This is a genomic window from Clostridium sp. HCS.1, from assembly GCF_047900555.1.
Taxonomy (GTDB): Bacteria; Bacillota; Clostridia; order Clostridiales; family Clostridiaceae; genus Clostridium.
In genome coordinates, this window is record NZ_CP170704.1 from 2,532,234 (window position 1) to 2,549,036 (window position 16,803).

15 protein-coding genes are annotated in these 16,803 nt (G+C 26.9%); 1 reads left to right on the forward strand and 14 read right to left on the reverse strand.

The genetic code is table 11. The features are described 5' to 3' along the window. Nucleotides 1–130: 130 nt before the first annotated feature. From ACFYH6_RS12130 to ACFYH6_RS12170, 9 genes are all read right to left on the reverse strand, one after another. Nucleotides 131–1,276 (reverse strand): ABC transporter permease, encoded by a 1,146-nt coding sequence (locus ACFYH6_RS12130; protein ID WP_416178700.1) that lies wholly within the window; start codon nucleotides 1,274–1,276, stop codon nucleotides 131–133. Continuing rightward, entirely contained in the window at nucleotides 1,245–2,408 is a 1,164-nt protein-coding gene (locus ACFYH6_RS12135) for an ABC transporter permease (RefSeq protein ID WP_416178701.1), read from the reverse strand. Before ACFYH6_RS12135 ends, ACFYH6_RS12130 begins: the two co-directional genes overlap by 32 nt. Before the next feature lie 11 nt (nucleotides 2,409–2,419). Then, nucleotides 2,420–3,355, reverse strand: a complete 936-nt coding sequence (locus ACFYH6_RS12140) for an ABC transporter ATP-binding protein (RefSeq protein WP_416178702.1) — start codon at nucleotides 3,353–3,355, stop codon at nucleotides 2,420–2,422. A 123-nt stretch (nucleotides 3,356–3,478) separates the two neighbouring features. Continuing rightward, complete coding sequence (locus tag ACFYH6_RS12145) at nucleotides 3,479–4,117, reverse strand: response regulator transcription factor (RefSeq protein ID WP_416178703.1); 639 nt, start codon at nucleotides 4,115–4,117, stop codon at nucleotides 3,479–3,481. 8 nt (nucleotides 4,118–4,125) lie between these two features. Continuing rightward, entirely contained in the window at nucleotides 4,126–5,094 is a 969-nt protein-coding gene (locus tag ACFYH6_RS12150) for a sensor histidine kinase (protein ID WP_416178704.1), read from the reverse strand. 257 nt (nucleotides 5,095–5,351) lie between these two features. Then, nucleotides 5,352–6,599, reverse strand: coding sequence for a peptidase T (gene pepT / locus ACFYH6_RS12155; RefSeq protein WP_416178705.1), 1,248 nt, complete (start codon nucleotides 6,597–6,599; stop codon nucleotides 5,352–5,354). Between the two features lie 345 nt (nucleotides 6,600–6,944). After that, nucleotides 6,945–7,679, reverse strand: a complete 735-nt coding sequence (locus ACFYH6_RS12160; RefSeq protein WP_416178706.1) for a glucose 1-dehydrogenase — start codon at nucleotides 7,677–7,679, stop codon at nucleotides 6,945–6,947. A gap of 274 nt (nucleotides 7,680–7,953) precedes the next feature. Next, entirely contained in the window at nucleotides 7,954–9,651 is a 1,698-nt protein-coding gene (locus tag ACFYH6_RS12165) for an FAD-dependent oxidoreductase (RefSeq protein ID WP_316344271.1), read from the reverse strand. Between the two features lie 71 nt (nucleotides 9,652–9,722). Then, the gene (locus tag ACFYH6_RS12170) at nucleotides 9,723–10,043 is read right to left on the reverse strand and encodes a rhodanese-like domain-containing protein (protein ID WP_316344270.1); all 321 of its coding nucleotides are present in this window, start codon (nucleotides 10,041–10,043) and stop codon (nucleotides 9,723–9,725) included. 149 nt (nucleotides 10,044–10,192) lie between these two features. Here ACFYH6_RS12170 and mnmH point away from each other — a divergent pair, with 149 nt between their 5' ends. Continuing rightward, nucleotides 10,193–11,299, forward strand: a complete 1,107-nt coding sequence (gene mnmH / locus ACFYH6_RS12175) for a tRNA 2-selenouridine(34) synthase MnmH (protein ID WP_416178707.1) — start codon at nucleotides 10,193–10,195, stop codon at nucleotides 11,297–11,299. 70 nt (nucleotides 11,300–11,369) lie between these two features. Here the strand turns inward: mnmH and ACFYH6_RS12180 are convergent, their stop codons facing one another. The 5 genes from ACFYH6_RS12180 to ACFYH6_RS12200 are packed head-to-tail and all read right to left on the reverse strand — an operon-like array spanning nucleotide 11,370 to nucleotide 16,777. Continuing rightward, the gene (locus ACFYH6_RS12180; protein WP_416178708.1) at nucleotides 11,370–12,239 is read right to left on the reverse strand and encodes a 2-oxoacid:ferredoxin oxidoreductase subunit beta; all 870 of its coding nucleotides are present in this window, start codon (nucleotides 12,237–12,239) and stop codon (nucleotides 11,370–11,372) included. Beyond that, nucleotides 12,239–13,918: a 2-oxoacid:acceptor oxidoreductase subunit alpha gene (locus tag ACFYH6_RS12185; RefSeq protein WP_416178709.1), complete on the reverse strand. Its 1,680-nt coding sequence runs from the start codon at nucleotides 13,916–13,918 to the stop codon at nucleotides 12,239–12,241. Before ACFYH6_RS12185 ends, ACFYH6_RS12180 begins: the two co-directional genes overlap by 1 nt. A 39-nt stretch (nucleotides 13,919–13,957) precedes the next feature. Continuing rightward, entirely contained in the window at nucleotides 13,958–15,022 is a 1,065-nt protein-coding gene (locus tag ACFYH6_RS12190) for a hypothetical protein (RefSeq protein ID WP_416178710.1), read from the reverse strand. Between the two features lies 1 nt (nucleotide 15,023). Continuing rightward, entirely contained in the window at nucleotides 15,024–16,490 is a 1,467-nt protein-coding gene (locus ACFYH6_RS12195; protein ID WP_416178711.1) for a hypothetical protein, read from the reverse strand. Between the two features lie 17 nt (nucleotides 16,491–16,507). Continuing rightward, nucleotides 16,508–16,777, reverse strand: coding sequence for a DUF3343 domain-containing protein (locus ACFYH6_RS12200; protein WP_316344264.1), 270 nt, complete (start codon nucleotides 16,775–16,777; stop codon nucleotides 16,508–16,510). Nucleotides 16,778–16,803: the final 26 nt, after the last annotated feature.

Genomic DNA, 16,803 nt, shown 5'->3' on the forward strand with positions numbered 1-16,803 from the left:
GATAATGCATAATTAAGGTAGTAATTTGTTCCAAATTACTTAAATGAATTAAAAACTCCCTGTTTAGGGAGTTTTTTTCTTAATCATTTCATTCTTTCATTCTTTCATTTTTTCATTCTTTAATTATGCATTAATTAATGGTTATCTTCTTTTCTTCCTTTGTTGTCTTATATGCAGCTATTATAAAAAATGCTATTGCAAATAATAAAACTAAAAACAAATAATTGTAGGTTTCATTAAAACTTGAACCTTGTTGAATTGCTGATATAGATTCCATAGCCCATCTAACTGGAGTAAAATATGATATCTTTTCTATTAATGGAGGCATTACTTCAAGTGGAACAAAAGCTCCCCCTACCATAAGAAATAGCATATTAGCAAAGTTAAAAATATTTGATGCCTCTGTCCTATTTCTAGCAAAAGCACTACAGCATAGAGCAAGACTAATTGAAACTAATCCTACTAATGCAAGAATCACAAATAACTCCATATTTCCTAATCCTGTTTCTACATTAAGAATATTTATACTTATAATTCCTAAAACAACTTGAATTAATATAGTTATATAACCACTCAATATATCTGCTAAATAATACTCTATTGTTCTAACTGGTGCCATAAATATTCTCATATAAATATTTTCATCTTTTTCCTCGAAAATTCTATATGCTGTCCTCATTCCCCTTATTAACATAAACATAATTAAAAATCCAATATATACTTGACTTGAAAAATAGTCATTATATAAATCATTTAAACTTTCTTTATTTATACTAACAGTAATGTTATTGTTGTAATTATCTATGGATCTATAATATATATCTTCATTTTTATCGCTTGCTAAAGCAATTTCTCTAATGTTACTCATCTCCATATTAACTAACTCTTTAATTAAATTTCCAATTCCATCATCTTCCACAGCTGTAACCTTAACTTTACTTATATCACCATTAATAGTTTCCTTTTCTAAACCCTTACTAATTTCTATTACAACGCTAATACTCTTTTCTGAAAATAAGTTTTTAATATCCTCTTGCTTTACTTCTTTCACATTATATCCTTCTTTATCTTTTAAAGAATCTATAATAAGATTACTAGTTTTACTATTATCCTTATCAATTACTCCTATATTTATATAACCTGAATTACCTCCAATTACGTTAAGCATTATATAAAGAATTAATACAGGAGCAAGTAATCCTATTAAGAATCCAAAGGGATTCTTCAATATATCAACTCTTAAATTATTTTTTATTAATACTAATATATTTCTCATTACCCCTGTCCTCCTTTATAGATAATAATTCTATTATTATTATTACTGCAACTAAAGTTATTCCACCAAATAGAAGCCAATTTTTTAATACACTATTATCTCCAGAATATATATACCTAAATATACTACTATTAAACCATCTTAATGGTGATATTTTAGTTATTATATTAAATAGTCCTTTCATTTCTCCATCTATTGCTACATATCCTCCACCTAAAAAAGTTAATACTGGAATAATTATATTTTGTAATATTGTTGGAAATACCTTATCATCTTCAGATAACATAGGTATTATAGTTCCTAATCCATTTACTATAATTAAAAATGGTATAATAGCTAATGGCAATACTAATAGATTATCTCCATAATTAACATCAAATATAATGATACTTAAAATATAAGTTATTAAAGAAGTTCCATAGGAAAATAGAAAATATCCTATAAATGATGATAAATAGTATTTTGCTGATGATATTCCTGATAGCCTTACTCTATCTTTAATTTTATTTCTCTTATCTTGTCTTATAGAGAATAAAGGATAATTAATAAAATAGAAAAGCATAAGACCTATTTCTGCCACTCCATAATAATCCATAGAACTTGGTGATTGTTCATAAGGTATATTTTCTTCTTCAATAAAATCTTCATTATTATTAATTATTTCTTCAGCTTTTTCCGGATTAATATTATAAACTTCTGTTATTGCATTATACTTATCAGAAATACTTTCTAAAATTTGATAAATAATAGATGATTTTATAGATGAGTTATTATTAGAATACATCTCTATAGTATTTTCTTTTAAGTGTAATAATATTGATCTATTGGTTTTAACTTCTTTCTTCCCTTCCTCAATATTACTTATTTCTTTTAATTTTACTTCTTCTATATCTTTACTTTCCTTAAGGATATCTTTAAATGTTTCAAAGACTTCCTTAGTTTTTGCGCTGCCTTCATCAATATAATAAATTGATAAGTCTTCAATTGCTACTTTATTATTCTCTTTATCAAAAAAAGAAGATAATGTATTACCTATTAGGAATACTAGAAATAAGGGGAAAAATATCATGAATAAAAGATTTTTTGTATCTCTAACACTATTTAGTATTGTTGCTTTTATAATTGCAATCATAATTCTTCCTCCTAATCTCTTAGTTTTTTACCTGTTAATGATAAGAATACTGTTTCTAAAGTTATTTCTTTAAATCCTAAATCATTTATTTTTAAGTCTTCAGTAGATATTTCCTTAATTATCTCACTAATATTATTTACTTCTTTGGCTGAGGTAATAATAACATTATTATTATCAATAGAAACATCTAAAACTCCCTCTATATTTCTTAATGTTTCAATATTAACCTTATAAATATCATCTACTCCCACACTGAATATCTTTTTATCACTAACTATATCCTTTAATTCTTCTTTAGTGCCTTCAACTATAATCTTACCCTTATCAATAATTGCAATTTTACTGCATAAACTTTCTGCTTCTTCCATATAGTGAGTAGTATAGATTATAGTTACCCCCTCTTTATTTAACTTTTTCACTGCTTGCATAATATTATTTCTTGATTGTGGATCTATTCCTACTGTGGGCTCATCCATTATTAATATTTTAGGTCTATGAACTATTGCACAAGCTATATTTAACCTTCTTAACATACCACCTGAAAACTTTTCTGCTTTTTTCTTTTTTACATCTAAAAGTCCTGTAAACTCTAAAGCATTATCTATTGCTTCATTTAATTTCTTTCCTCTTAACCCATACAGTTCTCCAAAAAATTTAACATTTTCATAAGCAGTAAAGTCCTTATAAAGTGCAATATTTTGTGGAACTAATCCTAAATATTTTTTTATACCTTTTAAGTTTTTTCTTATATCTTCACCAAATACCTTAATTTCACCTGAAGTAGGAAATAACAATGAACAAATTAAACTTATAGTTGTACTTTTACCAGCACCATTAGGGCCTAAAATTCCATAAATTTCTCCTTCTTCAATTGATAAATTAATATTATCTACAGCAATAATGTCATCATACTTCTTGACTAAATCTTTAATTTCTATAACTTTCATAAGCACCCCTCCAACTTCTTTAACTTTATTATATAAAAAAAGACCTTGCTAAAAATCTAGCAAAGGTCATCTCTTTCATATGACAATAGTCATATATTTTTATACTATCTATAATCTAAAAAATTATATTCCCATCTTTTTTATATAATAAATTGCTATTTGTGTTCTATGTGTCAAATTTGTTTTTTGTAATATAGCTGTTATATAATTTTTAACTGTACCTTCAGAGATATAAAGTTTCTTTGATATCTCTTTATTGCTTAAGCCTTCAGAAACTGCTTTCATTACATCTAATTCTCTTTCAGTAAAAATATTTTCATCAGCTCTTTCTTTTTTACTAATTGATGAAATAAGATTATTACAAAGCTTATTTAATATTTCTTCTTGAATTACAGCTATTCCACTATTTACAAGCTTTATTGTCTCTATTATTTTGTCTGGTTTAGTGTTTTTTAATAAATATCCCTTAGCTCCATTTTTTATTCCTTCCCTTATATATTCATCTTCATCAAAAGTAGTTAGAATTATTACCTTTGTTTCAGTTTTTTGTGAAATCTCTAAGGTTGCTTTAACACCGTTTATTAATGGCATTCTAACATCAACCAAAGCTATATGAATTTTATTTTCTAATAAAAAATCAACTAAATCCTTACCATTTTCAAAGGTATTAACAACTTCAATTTCTCTATCATAAGATAAAATTATTTTTAAACTTTCTCTTATCAATGCATCGTCATCGGCAATTACTAATTTTATACTCATACTTCCCCCTAATATGGAATTAAAATAATAACATCGAAGCCATCTTCATTATTAATTATCATCTTTCCCTTTAAATTACTTATACTTTCTTCAATATTTCTTAATCCAATACCTTTTTTTACTTTTTCACATCCAAGTCCATTATCTTTTACTTCTAACTTTATAAACTTATTTAAAATTTCTATTTTTATTTCTATTAAATCTCCTCCAGAATACTTAATAGAATTAGTAGTTAACTCAGTTATTATATGCATAAAAACCATCCATAAACTAGCACTAATCTTATCAAGATTGCCAGCATAGGTTACTTTTCCATTTATTTTAGTTCCTTTAATTTTCTCGTCTAAAATTCTTCTTATCCGATTAATTCCAAGTTCCTCTTCAGCAGGTTTTATATTTCTTAAAGTCATTCTTATTTCATCCATACCTTTTCTTAAATTTTCTATGCAAGATTCTAACATTGAAAATCCCTTGTCTTTATCCTTATCTAAAATAAATTTACTTGCTTCTAATTGAAGTAAAGTACCAGAAATAGTATGGCCAATCTTATCATGTAATCTTGAAGAAATATTATTTCTTTCCTCCAGCCTTGCTGTATAAAGAATTTGTTCTTGTATATCCATCTCTTGTGCCATTTTCTTCTGTAAATTATATATTAGCTTTCTTTGATCTTCTTGTATTTCATCTAATTTTTTTATTTTTTTAGCTTGAAGTTCATAAATTACTATAAAAGCTAACATATTAACTAGAATTATTACTGCATTTTTTAAATCACTATCTTTTAATAGAAATAATAATGGTATATTTGATACGAATATCCCTAAATATATATTTTTTATATCTTTTATAAATAATTCAACTATTAAAATACTAAGCATTAATATTGCTATATTTATATATTTAGTGGCAAGAATAACTACAAAAACAGCTTCCATTATAGATAGGATTCTAAATAATAAATTATATCTTTCTAACATTCCTTTAATAAATATAATTATAATATATAAAAGAATATAAAAGACTAATATGAAGTTTATACTATTATTTTCTATACTTGTCCAAGATACATATATACTTAATATTAATTTGACTAAAATATAAATATCATATCTAGTAATAAAAACACCCCCTGGAGAAATGAAAAATGTAAAATGTAAAATGAAGAATTGTAGTAAAAAAACTCCCCAAAGGGAGTTTTCTCCTTAATTTTTTCATTTTTTAATTATTTCATTGTTTATTGTGTGTCAGCACATTTCCCGTATCTCTTTACTATATTTACTATAACTTCTACTGCTTTTTCCATAGATTCAATTGGAACATATTCATACTTGCCATGGAAGTTTTCTCCACCTGCAAATATATTTGGAGTTGGTAAGCCCATAAATGATAATCTAGCACCATCTGTTCCTCCACGAATTGGTCTAATATTAGGAGTTACATTTGCTTCTATCATTGCTTCTTTAGCATTTTCTACTATATGCATAATAGGTTCTATTTTTTCTTTCATATTTTTATATTGATCTTTAATTTCAACAATTACAGTACCTTCTCCATATTTTTCATTTAATTTCTTTTCTACTTCTTTTAGCTTATTTTTTCTTCCTTCAAAAGTATCTGTAAAGAAATCTCTTATAATATAGCTTAATGTTGTATTTTCTACGGTTGCATTTATATCTGAAAGATGATAGAAACCTTCATATTTTTCTGTTTTTTCAGGAACTTCATCTAAAGGAAGGCTATTTATAAATTCATTTGCTACCATAATAGAGCTTAGCATCTTATTCTTAGCATAACCTGGATGAACATTAACACCTTTTATTTTAACTTTCACACCTGCCGCATTAAAGTTTTCAAACTCTAACTCACCTATTCTTCCGCCATCCATAGTATAAGCAAAATCTGCTCCGAAGCCTTCTACATCAAAATGATCTGCCCCTTCACCGATTTCTTCGTCTGGAGTAAATCCAATCTTTATATCTCCATGTTCTATTTCAGGATGATTAATTAAGTATTCAACTGCTGTCATTATTTCTGCAAGACCCGCTTTATCATCAGCTCCTAAAAGTGTATTTCCATCTGTTGTAATTAATCTTTGTCCTATATATTGCTTTAATTCTGGTGAAAATTTCGGAGATAAAACTACTGAATCATTTAATTTAATATCTCCGCCGTCATAATTTTCAACTATTCTAGGATTTACATTTTCCCCACTATAATCAGGTGCAGTATCCATATGAGATATAAATCCTATTGAAGGTAAATCCTTATTACAGTTCTTTTCTAAAGTTGCATATACATATCCATATTCACTTATTCTTGCATCCTTTAACCCTAATTCCTTTAGCTCATTACATAATATTTCAGCAAGTACTAACTGTCCTTTAGTACTTGGTGTTACTCTAGTTGTTTCATCAGATTTTGTATTAATCCTAACATATTCTAGAAATCTTTCTTCTACTTTTTTCATACTATCACTCTCCATTCTCCATTGTTTTATTACTTATTTATATAAATTATACTTTTTAATAAAACAATAGGATTTACATTATTTATCTTATACTCTATATTTTAGCACAATAATATAAAATATTTGTATAAAAATATTATTAAAAACATAAAATATCCATTACATTAATCCCCTTAACTATTAACAAAATGAACTATAGTATTAGGCTATAAAAAAATTTATCTCTATAGTAAATTTCTATATAAATAAAAAAAGCAGATATAAATCTGCTTTTTATTTACACAAAAAGAATTAAATATGTAATTCATTTGAACATATTATAGTAAGCACATAAATAGTATCTTAATATCCTACAATTATCTACATTGCAGTTAATCCACCATCTATAACAAATTCAGATCCTGTTGAATATTTTGACTCATCTGATGCAAGATAAAGAACTAAGTTTGAAACTTCTTCTGGCTTAGCCATTCTTCTCATTGGAATTTGTTTAGCAAACTTCTTAATTGTTTCATAGGCTTCTCCTTCAGTAACCATTGGTGTTTCTATTACACCTGGATGTACTGAGTTAACTCTTATTCCATATGGTGATAATTGAAGTGCTGCTGCCTTTGTCATTCCACGAACTGCGAACTTAGTATCTGTATAACCAATTGCACCCCCTACCATTCCATTCATAGATGAAATATTAACTATTGAAGCTGTTTCAGCTTGCTTCATAGAAGGAGCTAATGCCTTAATTCCAAGAAATACAGAAACTTGATTTATATCTACTATTTTTCTATATTCTGCTTCAGTCATTTCTATAATAGATTTGTTCATAGATATTCCAGCATTATTTACTAAAATATTAATTGGTCCAAATATTTTTTCAGTTTCTTTTACAACTTTGTCCCAACCTGAAGCATCAGTAACATCATGTTTAATAAATTTTGCATTACCACCTAATTCTTCCTCTAATTTTCTACCTTCTTCTTCATTTAAATCTGTAAATACAACTTTTGCGCCTTCACTTACAAATAGTCTTACATGAGATGCACCCATTCCACGTGCTCCTCCTGTAATAATAGCAACTTTACCTTTTAAACGTTCCATTAATAAAACCTCCTTTATTAAACCATCAAAAATATATTATTTTTAATAATTTTATCTTGTGTTTCTTAATTTCATTATAATAATTCATACCATTAACAATATATATAGAAAATGTTGTCTTACTAAGATAATAGACAACATTTTTTTTAAAGTTTAAACACTTATAATTTAATTATTTTGATTCATCATTATATGAAGAATCATTAATTTATAAGCTGCATAAGCAGCTTATAAATTACTAGTAGTTATTGTTAATATCTATTTAAATTTGATATTATCTAAAGTTATATTTTGTAACTATACTTTCTCTATTTGTAGTTATATCATTATAATATTCATAGAAAGACAATCCTAAGAAGCTACCTGTTATATTGTATAAATTTTTATATCCAAGATTTTGTAATGCTAAAGTAGCATTATAACTTCTTTGACCTGTTCTACAATGTAAGTAAACTGGAACATCCTTTGGTATTTCATTAACTCTTTCTCTTAATTGACTTAATGGAATATTCTTTGCTCCCTTAATATGACCATTTTCATATTCTCTAACTTCTCTTACATCTACAATATAAGCATTACTTTCTACTAATTCCCTTACCTTATCTATATTAACTTGCTTAAAATCTCCATTTAATAAATTTGAAGCAATATATCCAGCATAATTTACAACATCCTTAGCAGTACTATATGGTGGTGCATAGCAAAGTTCTAAATCCTTTAAATCTTCCACTGTTCCACCTAATTTTATTAATGTAGCAATTACATCTACTCTCTTAGCTACATCACCCATACCTATTGCTTGAGCTCCTAAGACCTTGCCTGTTGGAACTTCAAATAATAACTTAAAGTGAAGTGGCTTTGAATCTGGCATAATTCCTACTTTATCATTTGTAATTAATCTTACAATTTCATAATCTATATTCATATTTAATGCTTTAATTAATCCTTCATTTAAGCCTGTAGATGCTGCATTATAATCAAATACTTTTATAGCTGAAGATCCTATATAACCTTTATTAATTCCTTTTTTGCCATTAATATGATCTGCAACTGATCTTGCTTGTTTTAATGCTGGACCAGCTAATGCTAACTTAGTTACACTGTGAGTTAATGCATTATAAACTTCGATTGCATCACCAACTGCATATATATCATCATCACTTGTTTTATAATTGCTATCTACTTTAATAGCACCAGTAACCCCTATTTCAAGACCTGCTTCCTTTGCTAAACTAGTTTCTGGTGAAACACCTATTGCCATTACTACAGCTTTTGCATTAATCTTTTTACCAGAATTTAACACTACTTTGTTTTCTTCAAAGCATTCTACCTTGTCACCTACTACTAAGTTTATTCCCTTATCATAAATTTCTTTATGTAATATTTGAACCATATCATAATCAAAAGGTTTTAATATTTGATTTAATGCCTCAACTAATGAAACATTATATCCAGCTTCTCTTAAGTTTTCAGCTGCTTCTATTCCTATAAAACCTCCACCAATTACTGCTACATCTTTAGTATTAAGTTCTTTTACAAATTTATTTAACTTATCTATATCTACAACATTTCTAATTGTAAATACATTTACTTTATCAATACCAGGAATATTAGGAACTATAGGTTTCGCTCCTGGAGATAAGATTAACTTATCATAGCTTTCTCTATAAGTTTCACCTGTTAAATAATTCTTAACTTCAATTTCCTTTTTTGCTCTGTCTATAGCAACTACTTCACTACTTACTCTCGCTTCAATATTATATTGCGCCTTAAACTTTTCTGGACTCATAAGAACTAACTTATCAGCTTCATCAATTATTCCACTTAAATGATATGGAAGTGAACAATTTGAAAATGAAACATGAGGTCCCTTCTCAAACATAATTATTTTGTCCTCTTCGCTTAACCTTCTAAGTCTTGCTGCTGCTGAAGCTCCACCTGCAACTCCACCAACTATTAATACTTTTTTCATACCAAAACCTCCCTAAATTAAGTTAATAGTTAAAAGTTAAGAACTAATAGTTCTTCCCTCTTACTTCTTACCTATTTTCTTTTGCTTCCAACGTAAGATCCTACTCCACCTGCTACGTTAACTACATCAAATCCTAAACCTTCTAACTTGCTACAAGCTCTAGCACTTCTTCCGCCTGATTGACAAACAATGTGATATTCTTTATCCTTTTGTAAATACTTATCTGGTTCTCCTAATAGATCACTCATTGGTATGTTTTTTGCTGTTTTAATACTTCCTGTTCTATATTCATAAGGTTCTCTTATATCTATTAAATTAATCTTTCCAATTAAATTATCAATATCATTAACATTGATAACCTTCCCTGCATTTTTATTAAATATTCCAAACATTTAACCATCTCCTATGTACTTTCTTATTAATTATATTTTAAACCATAATTAAAAATTTTTATGTAACTAAGTCACAATGATTGAAATATTTTGACTATTTATATATAATTTTAATATTGAAAAAATTTTTTTGCAAGAAGGTTGAGCTTATGATGGATAAAAACCCATATCAAACTAATAATTTTAAAAGTATAGTAATAAATGATACTCCACTAATAGATGTCCGCTCCCCTATAGAATACGAAAAGGGTGCTTTTCCTAATAGTATTAACATTCCTATATTGAATAATGAAGAAAGGCATATAATTGGAATTTGCTATAAGGAAAAAGGAAATGAAGAAGCAACTAAACTTGGATATAGTCTAGTATCTGGAAAAATCAAAGAAGATAGATTAAATTTATGGACAAACTTTATAAAATCAAGTCCAACTTCTATAATTTATTGCTTTAGAGGTGGTTCTAGGTCTAGAATAGCTCAAGAATGGATAAATGAAGAATTACATATGAATACTCCGAGAATATTAGGAGGATATAAAGCTTTTCGTAATTACTTACTAGATTCCTTATTAAAAGAAAATCAAAACTATACCCCTATAGTTCTTACTGGCTATACTGGTTCTGGAAAAACAAAGCTATTAAAGGAGTTGAACAATTCTATAGATTTAGAAGGAATTGCTAATCATAGAGGTTCTTCTTTTGGAGCTCACGTTAAACCACAGCCAACTCAAATAAATTTTGAAAATAATTTAGCTTATGATTTAATAAAAAAACAAAATAAAGGCTATAAATACTTAATTTTTGAAGATGAAGGTAAAAACATTGGAAAAAATTTTATTCCTCAAGAGTTTTTTAATTATTTTCATTCTGGAGATATAGTTCTTTTATCTTCAAGTCTTGAAGAAAGAATAGAAAATACCTTAAAGGAATATGTTATAGAATCCCAAGAAGAATACATAAAAATATATGGCTTGGAAGAAGGCTTGAAAGAATGGTTTAATTACATATATTCAAGTATGGAAAGACTAAAAAAGAGATTAGGTGGAGATAAGTTTAAAAAGGTTATAGATAGCCTGAGTTTTGCTTATAATAGCCAATTATCTACAGGTAGTATAGACTATCACAAATATTGGATAGAGTTATTTTTAAAGGAATATTATGACCCTCTTTATAAATACTCCTTAGAAAATGTACAAGATAAAATTATTTTCCAAGGAAATTATAAGGATGTAAAAGAATATTTAAATAGCTTAAAATAAAAAGTATGAAATATACTGATAAAAATCAATATATTTCATACTTTACTCTTTTTATTCTTATAAAAACAATTTAACTATATAAAAACTCATCAATAAGTTTTTCTGTTTCATAGGGGCTCCATTTCCTATCTATTAAATTAGTTCCATTCTTTAGTACTGGGTGCACTTCATGGTAACTTTTCTTAGTATTATCCTTATAAATTATTCCTATAGGTATACCCCCATCTCCAAATTCTTCTGCCTTTTTAAGTGCTTCATATTTATTAGTATAATCATAACTATTATCTAGTTTATAAATCCTATCCTTATACCATTTAAAAGTATTTACTTTATTAAATACTACACAAGGTTGCATTATATCTACTAAAGCGTATCCATTATGGTTCATTGCTTCTTTAATCATGGATTTAAGATGTTCTTTATCTGCTGAAAAACTTCTTGCAACAAAGGTAGCTCCTGCACTTATTGCAATTGCTAATGGATTCATGGCTTCCATATATACTCCTTCAAATTGCATTGAAGTGACTTGTCCTTTCCCTGTTGTTGGAGAACCTTGCCCCTTTGTTAAACCATAAATTTGATTATCATGAACTAAATGAACCATATCTAGATTTCTTCTAATACAATGTAAAAAGTGATTTCCTCCTTCTCCATAGGAATCTCCGTCACCACTTGTTACTATTACCTTTAAATTTTTATTAACCATTTTTATCCCCTGTGCTGGTGGAAGTGCTCTTCCATGAAGTCCATTAAATCCATTAGCTTTAATATAATGTGGAGTTTTAGCTGCTTGCCCTATTCCAGATACTAATACTACATCTTCAGGCATTAGACTTAATTCTACTAATGCTTCTTTTAATGCCATTAAAATCCCAAAGTTCCCACAGCCTGGACACCATGCAATTTCATCATTACTTTTATAAATATTTAAGTCTAACATTAAAACTCCTCCCTTCTTAGTTTTTCAACAATTTCATTTCCTGTTATTTGTCTTCCATCATATTTTAATATGCTATTACTCATTAAAATCCCTGTTTCTTGAGTTATAAGCTTTCCTAATTGTCCTATATAATTTTGCTCAACATTTATTATTTTCTTTGCCTTATTAGCATATAGTCTTAAATTTTTCTCTGGCAATGGATAAATATCTCCAAAACTTAATGCACCAATCTTTTTCCCTTCACTGCTCAACTCATCTACAGCATCTTTTAAAGCTCCATAGGTTGATCCAAAACCTACTAATAAAATTTCTAAATCTTCATTGCCCATAAATTCTGGTTCTTCCATTTCATCTTTTATTAATTGAAGTTTTTTCATTCTCTTTTCCATTTGAGCCTTCCTTACACTTGAAGCTTCAGTAATATGTGCTTCTTCTGTATGCTCATCACTATCTACTAAGACAGCTTGACCTTTTGAATTTCCTGGTATCATTCTTGGTGAGACTCCATTTTCAGTAATCTTATATCTCTTATATTCTTCCCTTTCTTGTAGTTCTTCACCATTAGATATATATTTTTCTATCTTAACATTACTTAAATCATATTTAGGAATAGTTAGATTGGCATCTGCTAAATATTGATCTGTTAATATAATTACTAAGGTTTGATATTTATCAGCTAAATTTAATGCTTTTACAGTTTTATAGAATCCATCTTCTGCATTTCTTATGCTTATTACAGCTCTAGGAAATTCTCCTTGTGCAGCAGTTAATAAAAAACTTAAATCACTTTGTTCTGTTCTTGTTGGTAATCCAGTTGCTGGACCTGGTCTTTGTGAATCTACAACTACAACTGGAGTTTCAGTTATAGCTGCAAGTCCAAAAGCTTCCACCATAAGTGAAACTCCTCCTCCTGAGCTTCCAGTCATAGCTCTTGCACCAGCATAAGATGCACCTATGGCAAAATTTATAGCAGCAATTTCATCTTCAGCTTGATCAACAACAATTCCTATTTCACTTTGCTTTTTAGATAGATAAGTCATAATACTAGTTGCTGGTGTCATTGGATAAGCTGAATAAAAGTCTACGCCACCTGCAATTGCTCCTAAGGCTATTGCATTATTTCCATTAATTAAAATATTATTTGATAAATCTGTTCCCTTAAGTTGATACTTTGAATCTATTAATTCATAGCCTAGCTTAACAGCTTCAATATTCTTATTAATTATTTCCTCTGACAGCTTACTATTAAAATATTTTTCTATGCCTTCTATTTTCAAAGAAAAATATTTCAGTATTACCCCTGCTGCAACTGAAGTAAAAGCTTTTGATAGACTAATGCTCTTTGCTAATTCTAATAATGGTAATTTTAATATTTTTTCATCATCAACCTTAATACCCTTATCAGCTATTATAACCCCGTCTTTCATAAGCTTTTCTTTATGATATAAAACAGTATTTTCATCTAAAGCAAGTATTAAATCTAATTTATCTTTATGTGCAAATATTCTATTTTCTCCAAATCTAATTTGTACAAAGTTATGTCCTCCCCTTACTCTTGACATATAATCCTTGTTTGAAAATAAGTAAAAGCCTGATTTTTTAATGACTTTTTCTAAAAAGTCACTTATAGTATCAAGACCTTGTCCGGCACTTCCTCCAATTAATATATTGTACCCCACTTAATTCCCTCCTTTTCATATTTACTTATACTAAAAGATTTAATTTTTTAATTGTAATACCTGGTTTTTATCTTTAGGTCTATAAGCTATTTCCTTATGACTTATATTAAAAGAATAATTTAGTTTTAATATTTCTTCTAAAAACAAAGTAATTTCCCTAAGTTTTTCACTTACATATATTTCTTTAGTTTCTCCATTATCAATAAATTCTATTTTCCTAGTACTATCTTCTATATTATCTATATAAGTTAATTCACTAGAAAAGCTTTCTCCAAAGTCTAGAGAATAGCAGCCATAAAGTTTATTTTTACTTATCCAAAGTAAGTAAATAATATTCTTCACTTCAATAATTAAACAAGATGATAAATTCTCATCTTCATATATAATAAATTCTCTTTGTTTATACTGACTTTTTTCTAAAGAGTTATATTTGTATATTAATGATTTTTTCCCTTCTTCATTAATAATAAATAGAGAATGAATTTTTGTATCAATTAAGCAAAATGATGAATCTATATATGAATTCTTTGAAATGAAAATGATTTTATCGTTATCCCATTTTTTATTCTTTAAGTTATATGTTTTAAGAATTATTTTGAACATATTAAAAGAGGTGCAAAATATTATTAGAGATATATTATCTTTCTCCTGTAGAACCTTATAATTTATGTCTATATCATTTTTTTCTTTATAAATTATTGTACTTTGAGAATTAATATTATTACGAAGATACAATGTAGTTGGGTCACTTTCTAATGTATAAAAGATAAAATAATTATCTGTTAATGCAATAGCTTTACTATTAATTGGAGTGATAAAATTATTCTTAGTATACAAAATAGTCCTAAAATTTATATTGCCTTCACTTAACACACATAAAATAATATTGCCTGTTAAGTCTTGATATATTAAATTAATATCTCTATTATTATCTTCAAATATATAAAAATATTTAAGACAATCTTTAGCTAAGATTTTCTTACTAATTATTTTATTATTTATAAACTCTTCACAAATAATACCTATTTTTTCTTTATGGTAAAACTTTAATAATTTCTTATCTTTAGTTCTTAATAAAAAATCATTACATTCCTTATTTTTCATATTACACCTCCTTTATATTATTATTTATTCCATTAGAAGGTATAAATATAAGTTCTTCTTTTATAACATAAGTTGAAATAATAGAACTAACATCAAATATAACGAAATTATCCTTTATATATGGAAAAGACATAATTTTGCTAGAGGACTTGATTATGAAATCTAAATCCTCCCTTTCCTCTTTTGATATATATAAAATAGCCTTTTGTTTTCCCCTTAAATTTCCTTTAATATTTAATATTTCTCTATTATAGTCAATAGATTTTATATAATAAGGAATTACAAATTCAAAATTTAGTATTATATAATCTTCCTTATTACTAATAAACTCTTTATTTTTGCTTTCCTCAATAATCTTACAATTTTCAAATCTTATTTCTTCTATATTTATTTTATCTTTATTAATTATCTCAACCTTTTCTTGCTGAAATATTATTTTTTCCTTGTAAGTAGATAATACTTTGTTAGCTAAAATAAGTTCACCTTCCATTTCTTCTATATTAGGTTTTGTATTACTTAATATATCTTCATTCTTATAAATTTCTTTTTGAATTACTGCTACGTCATAGGGATTTGAGTCTTTATCTTTAAACATTAATGTATTTAATATTTTTTTATTATAAATATCAATTAAATCTAATGCCCCTCTCCCCTCCTTGTCTTTACTAGTTGATAGAAGTAAAGTATTATCCTTTAAAGATTTAATTTTTTGAGGGTTACTTAAGGAAGTCTTTAAGCTGCCTATGATACTATTTTTTGATGTGTCTATAATTTCCACTCTATTAAGTCCTGAATTCACAGTAAATAATAACCCTAAATCCCCCTCAATATCTGTAATATCTGATCCTTTAGGAAAGCTTATATGCGAAATTTCATCAGAATATAAATCAATAAATACTAAATTCCCATTAAGTCCTAGTTTACTTATACCTTTATTTCCTATATATATATATCTTTCTTCTTCTCCAATACAAAAGCAATTTGGATTTTCCCCTATATTCTTATAAACTTTTAAAAGTCTTAGTGATACTGTGTCATAAATTTTTATTTCATTTTGAAAAATATCTAAAATAAAAAGCTTACTTCCATCCTTATTTATTTCAATACTATTAACAGCAACAAATCCGCTTATTTTATCGATTATCCTATCTTCTTTTAATCCATATATGTAAACTTCTTCTGTATTAGAAACATAAATTTTTTCAGAGATGGAATCCACTTTTACATGACCATTATTAGGAATGTGTATTTTTTTTATCTCTTTTGCTACACTATCAATAATAGTAACCTTATCATTTCTATCTGTGGCAATATATATATTATTTTTATTATCTAAGGCTATTTCAAAGGGTCTTGGACCAACTTTAATTTCATCTATAATACTTAAGTTTTCACCATTAATTATAGAAATCTTATTTGTTCCTAAATTAGATACATAAAAAATATTCTTACTTATTGCATTCACCATGGATTCCTCCTCCCCTACTATTCTATTAATTCATACTCCTCTTCTTTACCCTTCTTTATGATTTTAAATACAGCTGTTGGATAAATATTATTTCTATCAATCTCCAGCTTAATATTTTCTCTGTCCTCTTCTTTAATTTTTAAAGCTTGTGTACAGCTTATATTTACTTTATTTGGAGCTGTTATTAACTTTGTTTTAATATTTTTAAGCCTTAATCTATCATAAATATAAAGTGCTCTGTAATGTGAAGTAAAGACCATTATATAGTCATATTCATCTACTTTCATATTCTTCTCCAATTCCTTTTGTAATT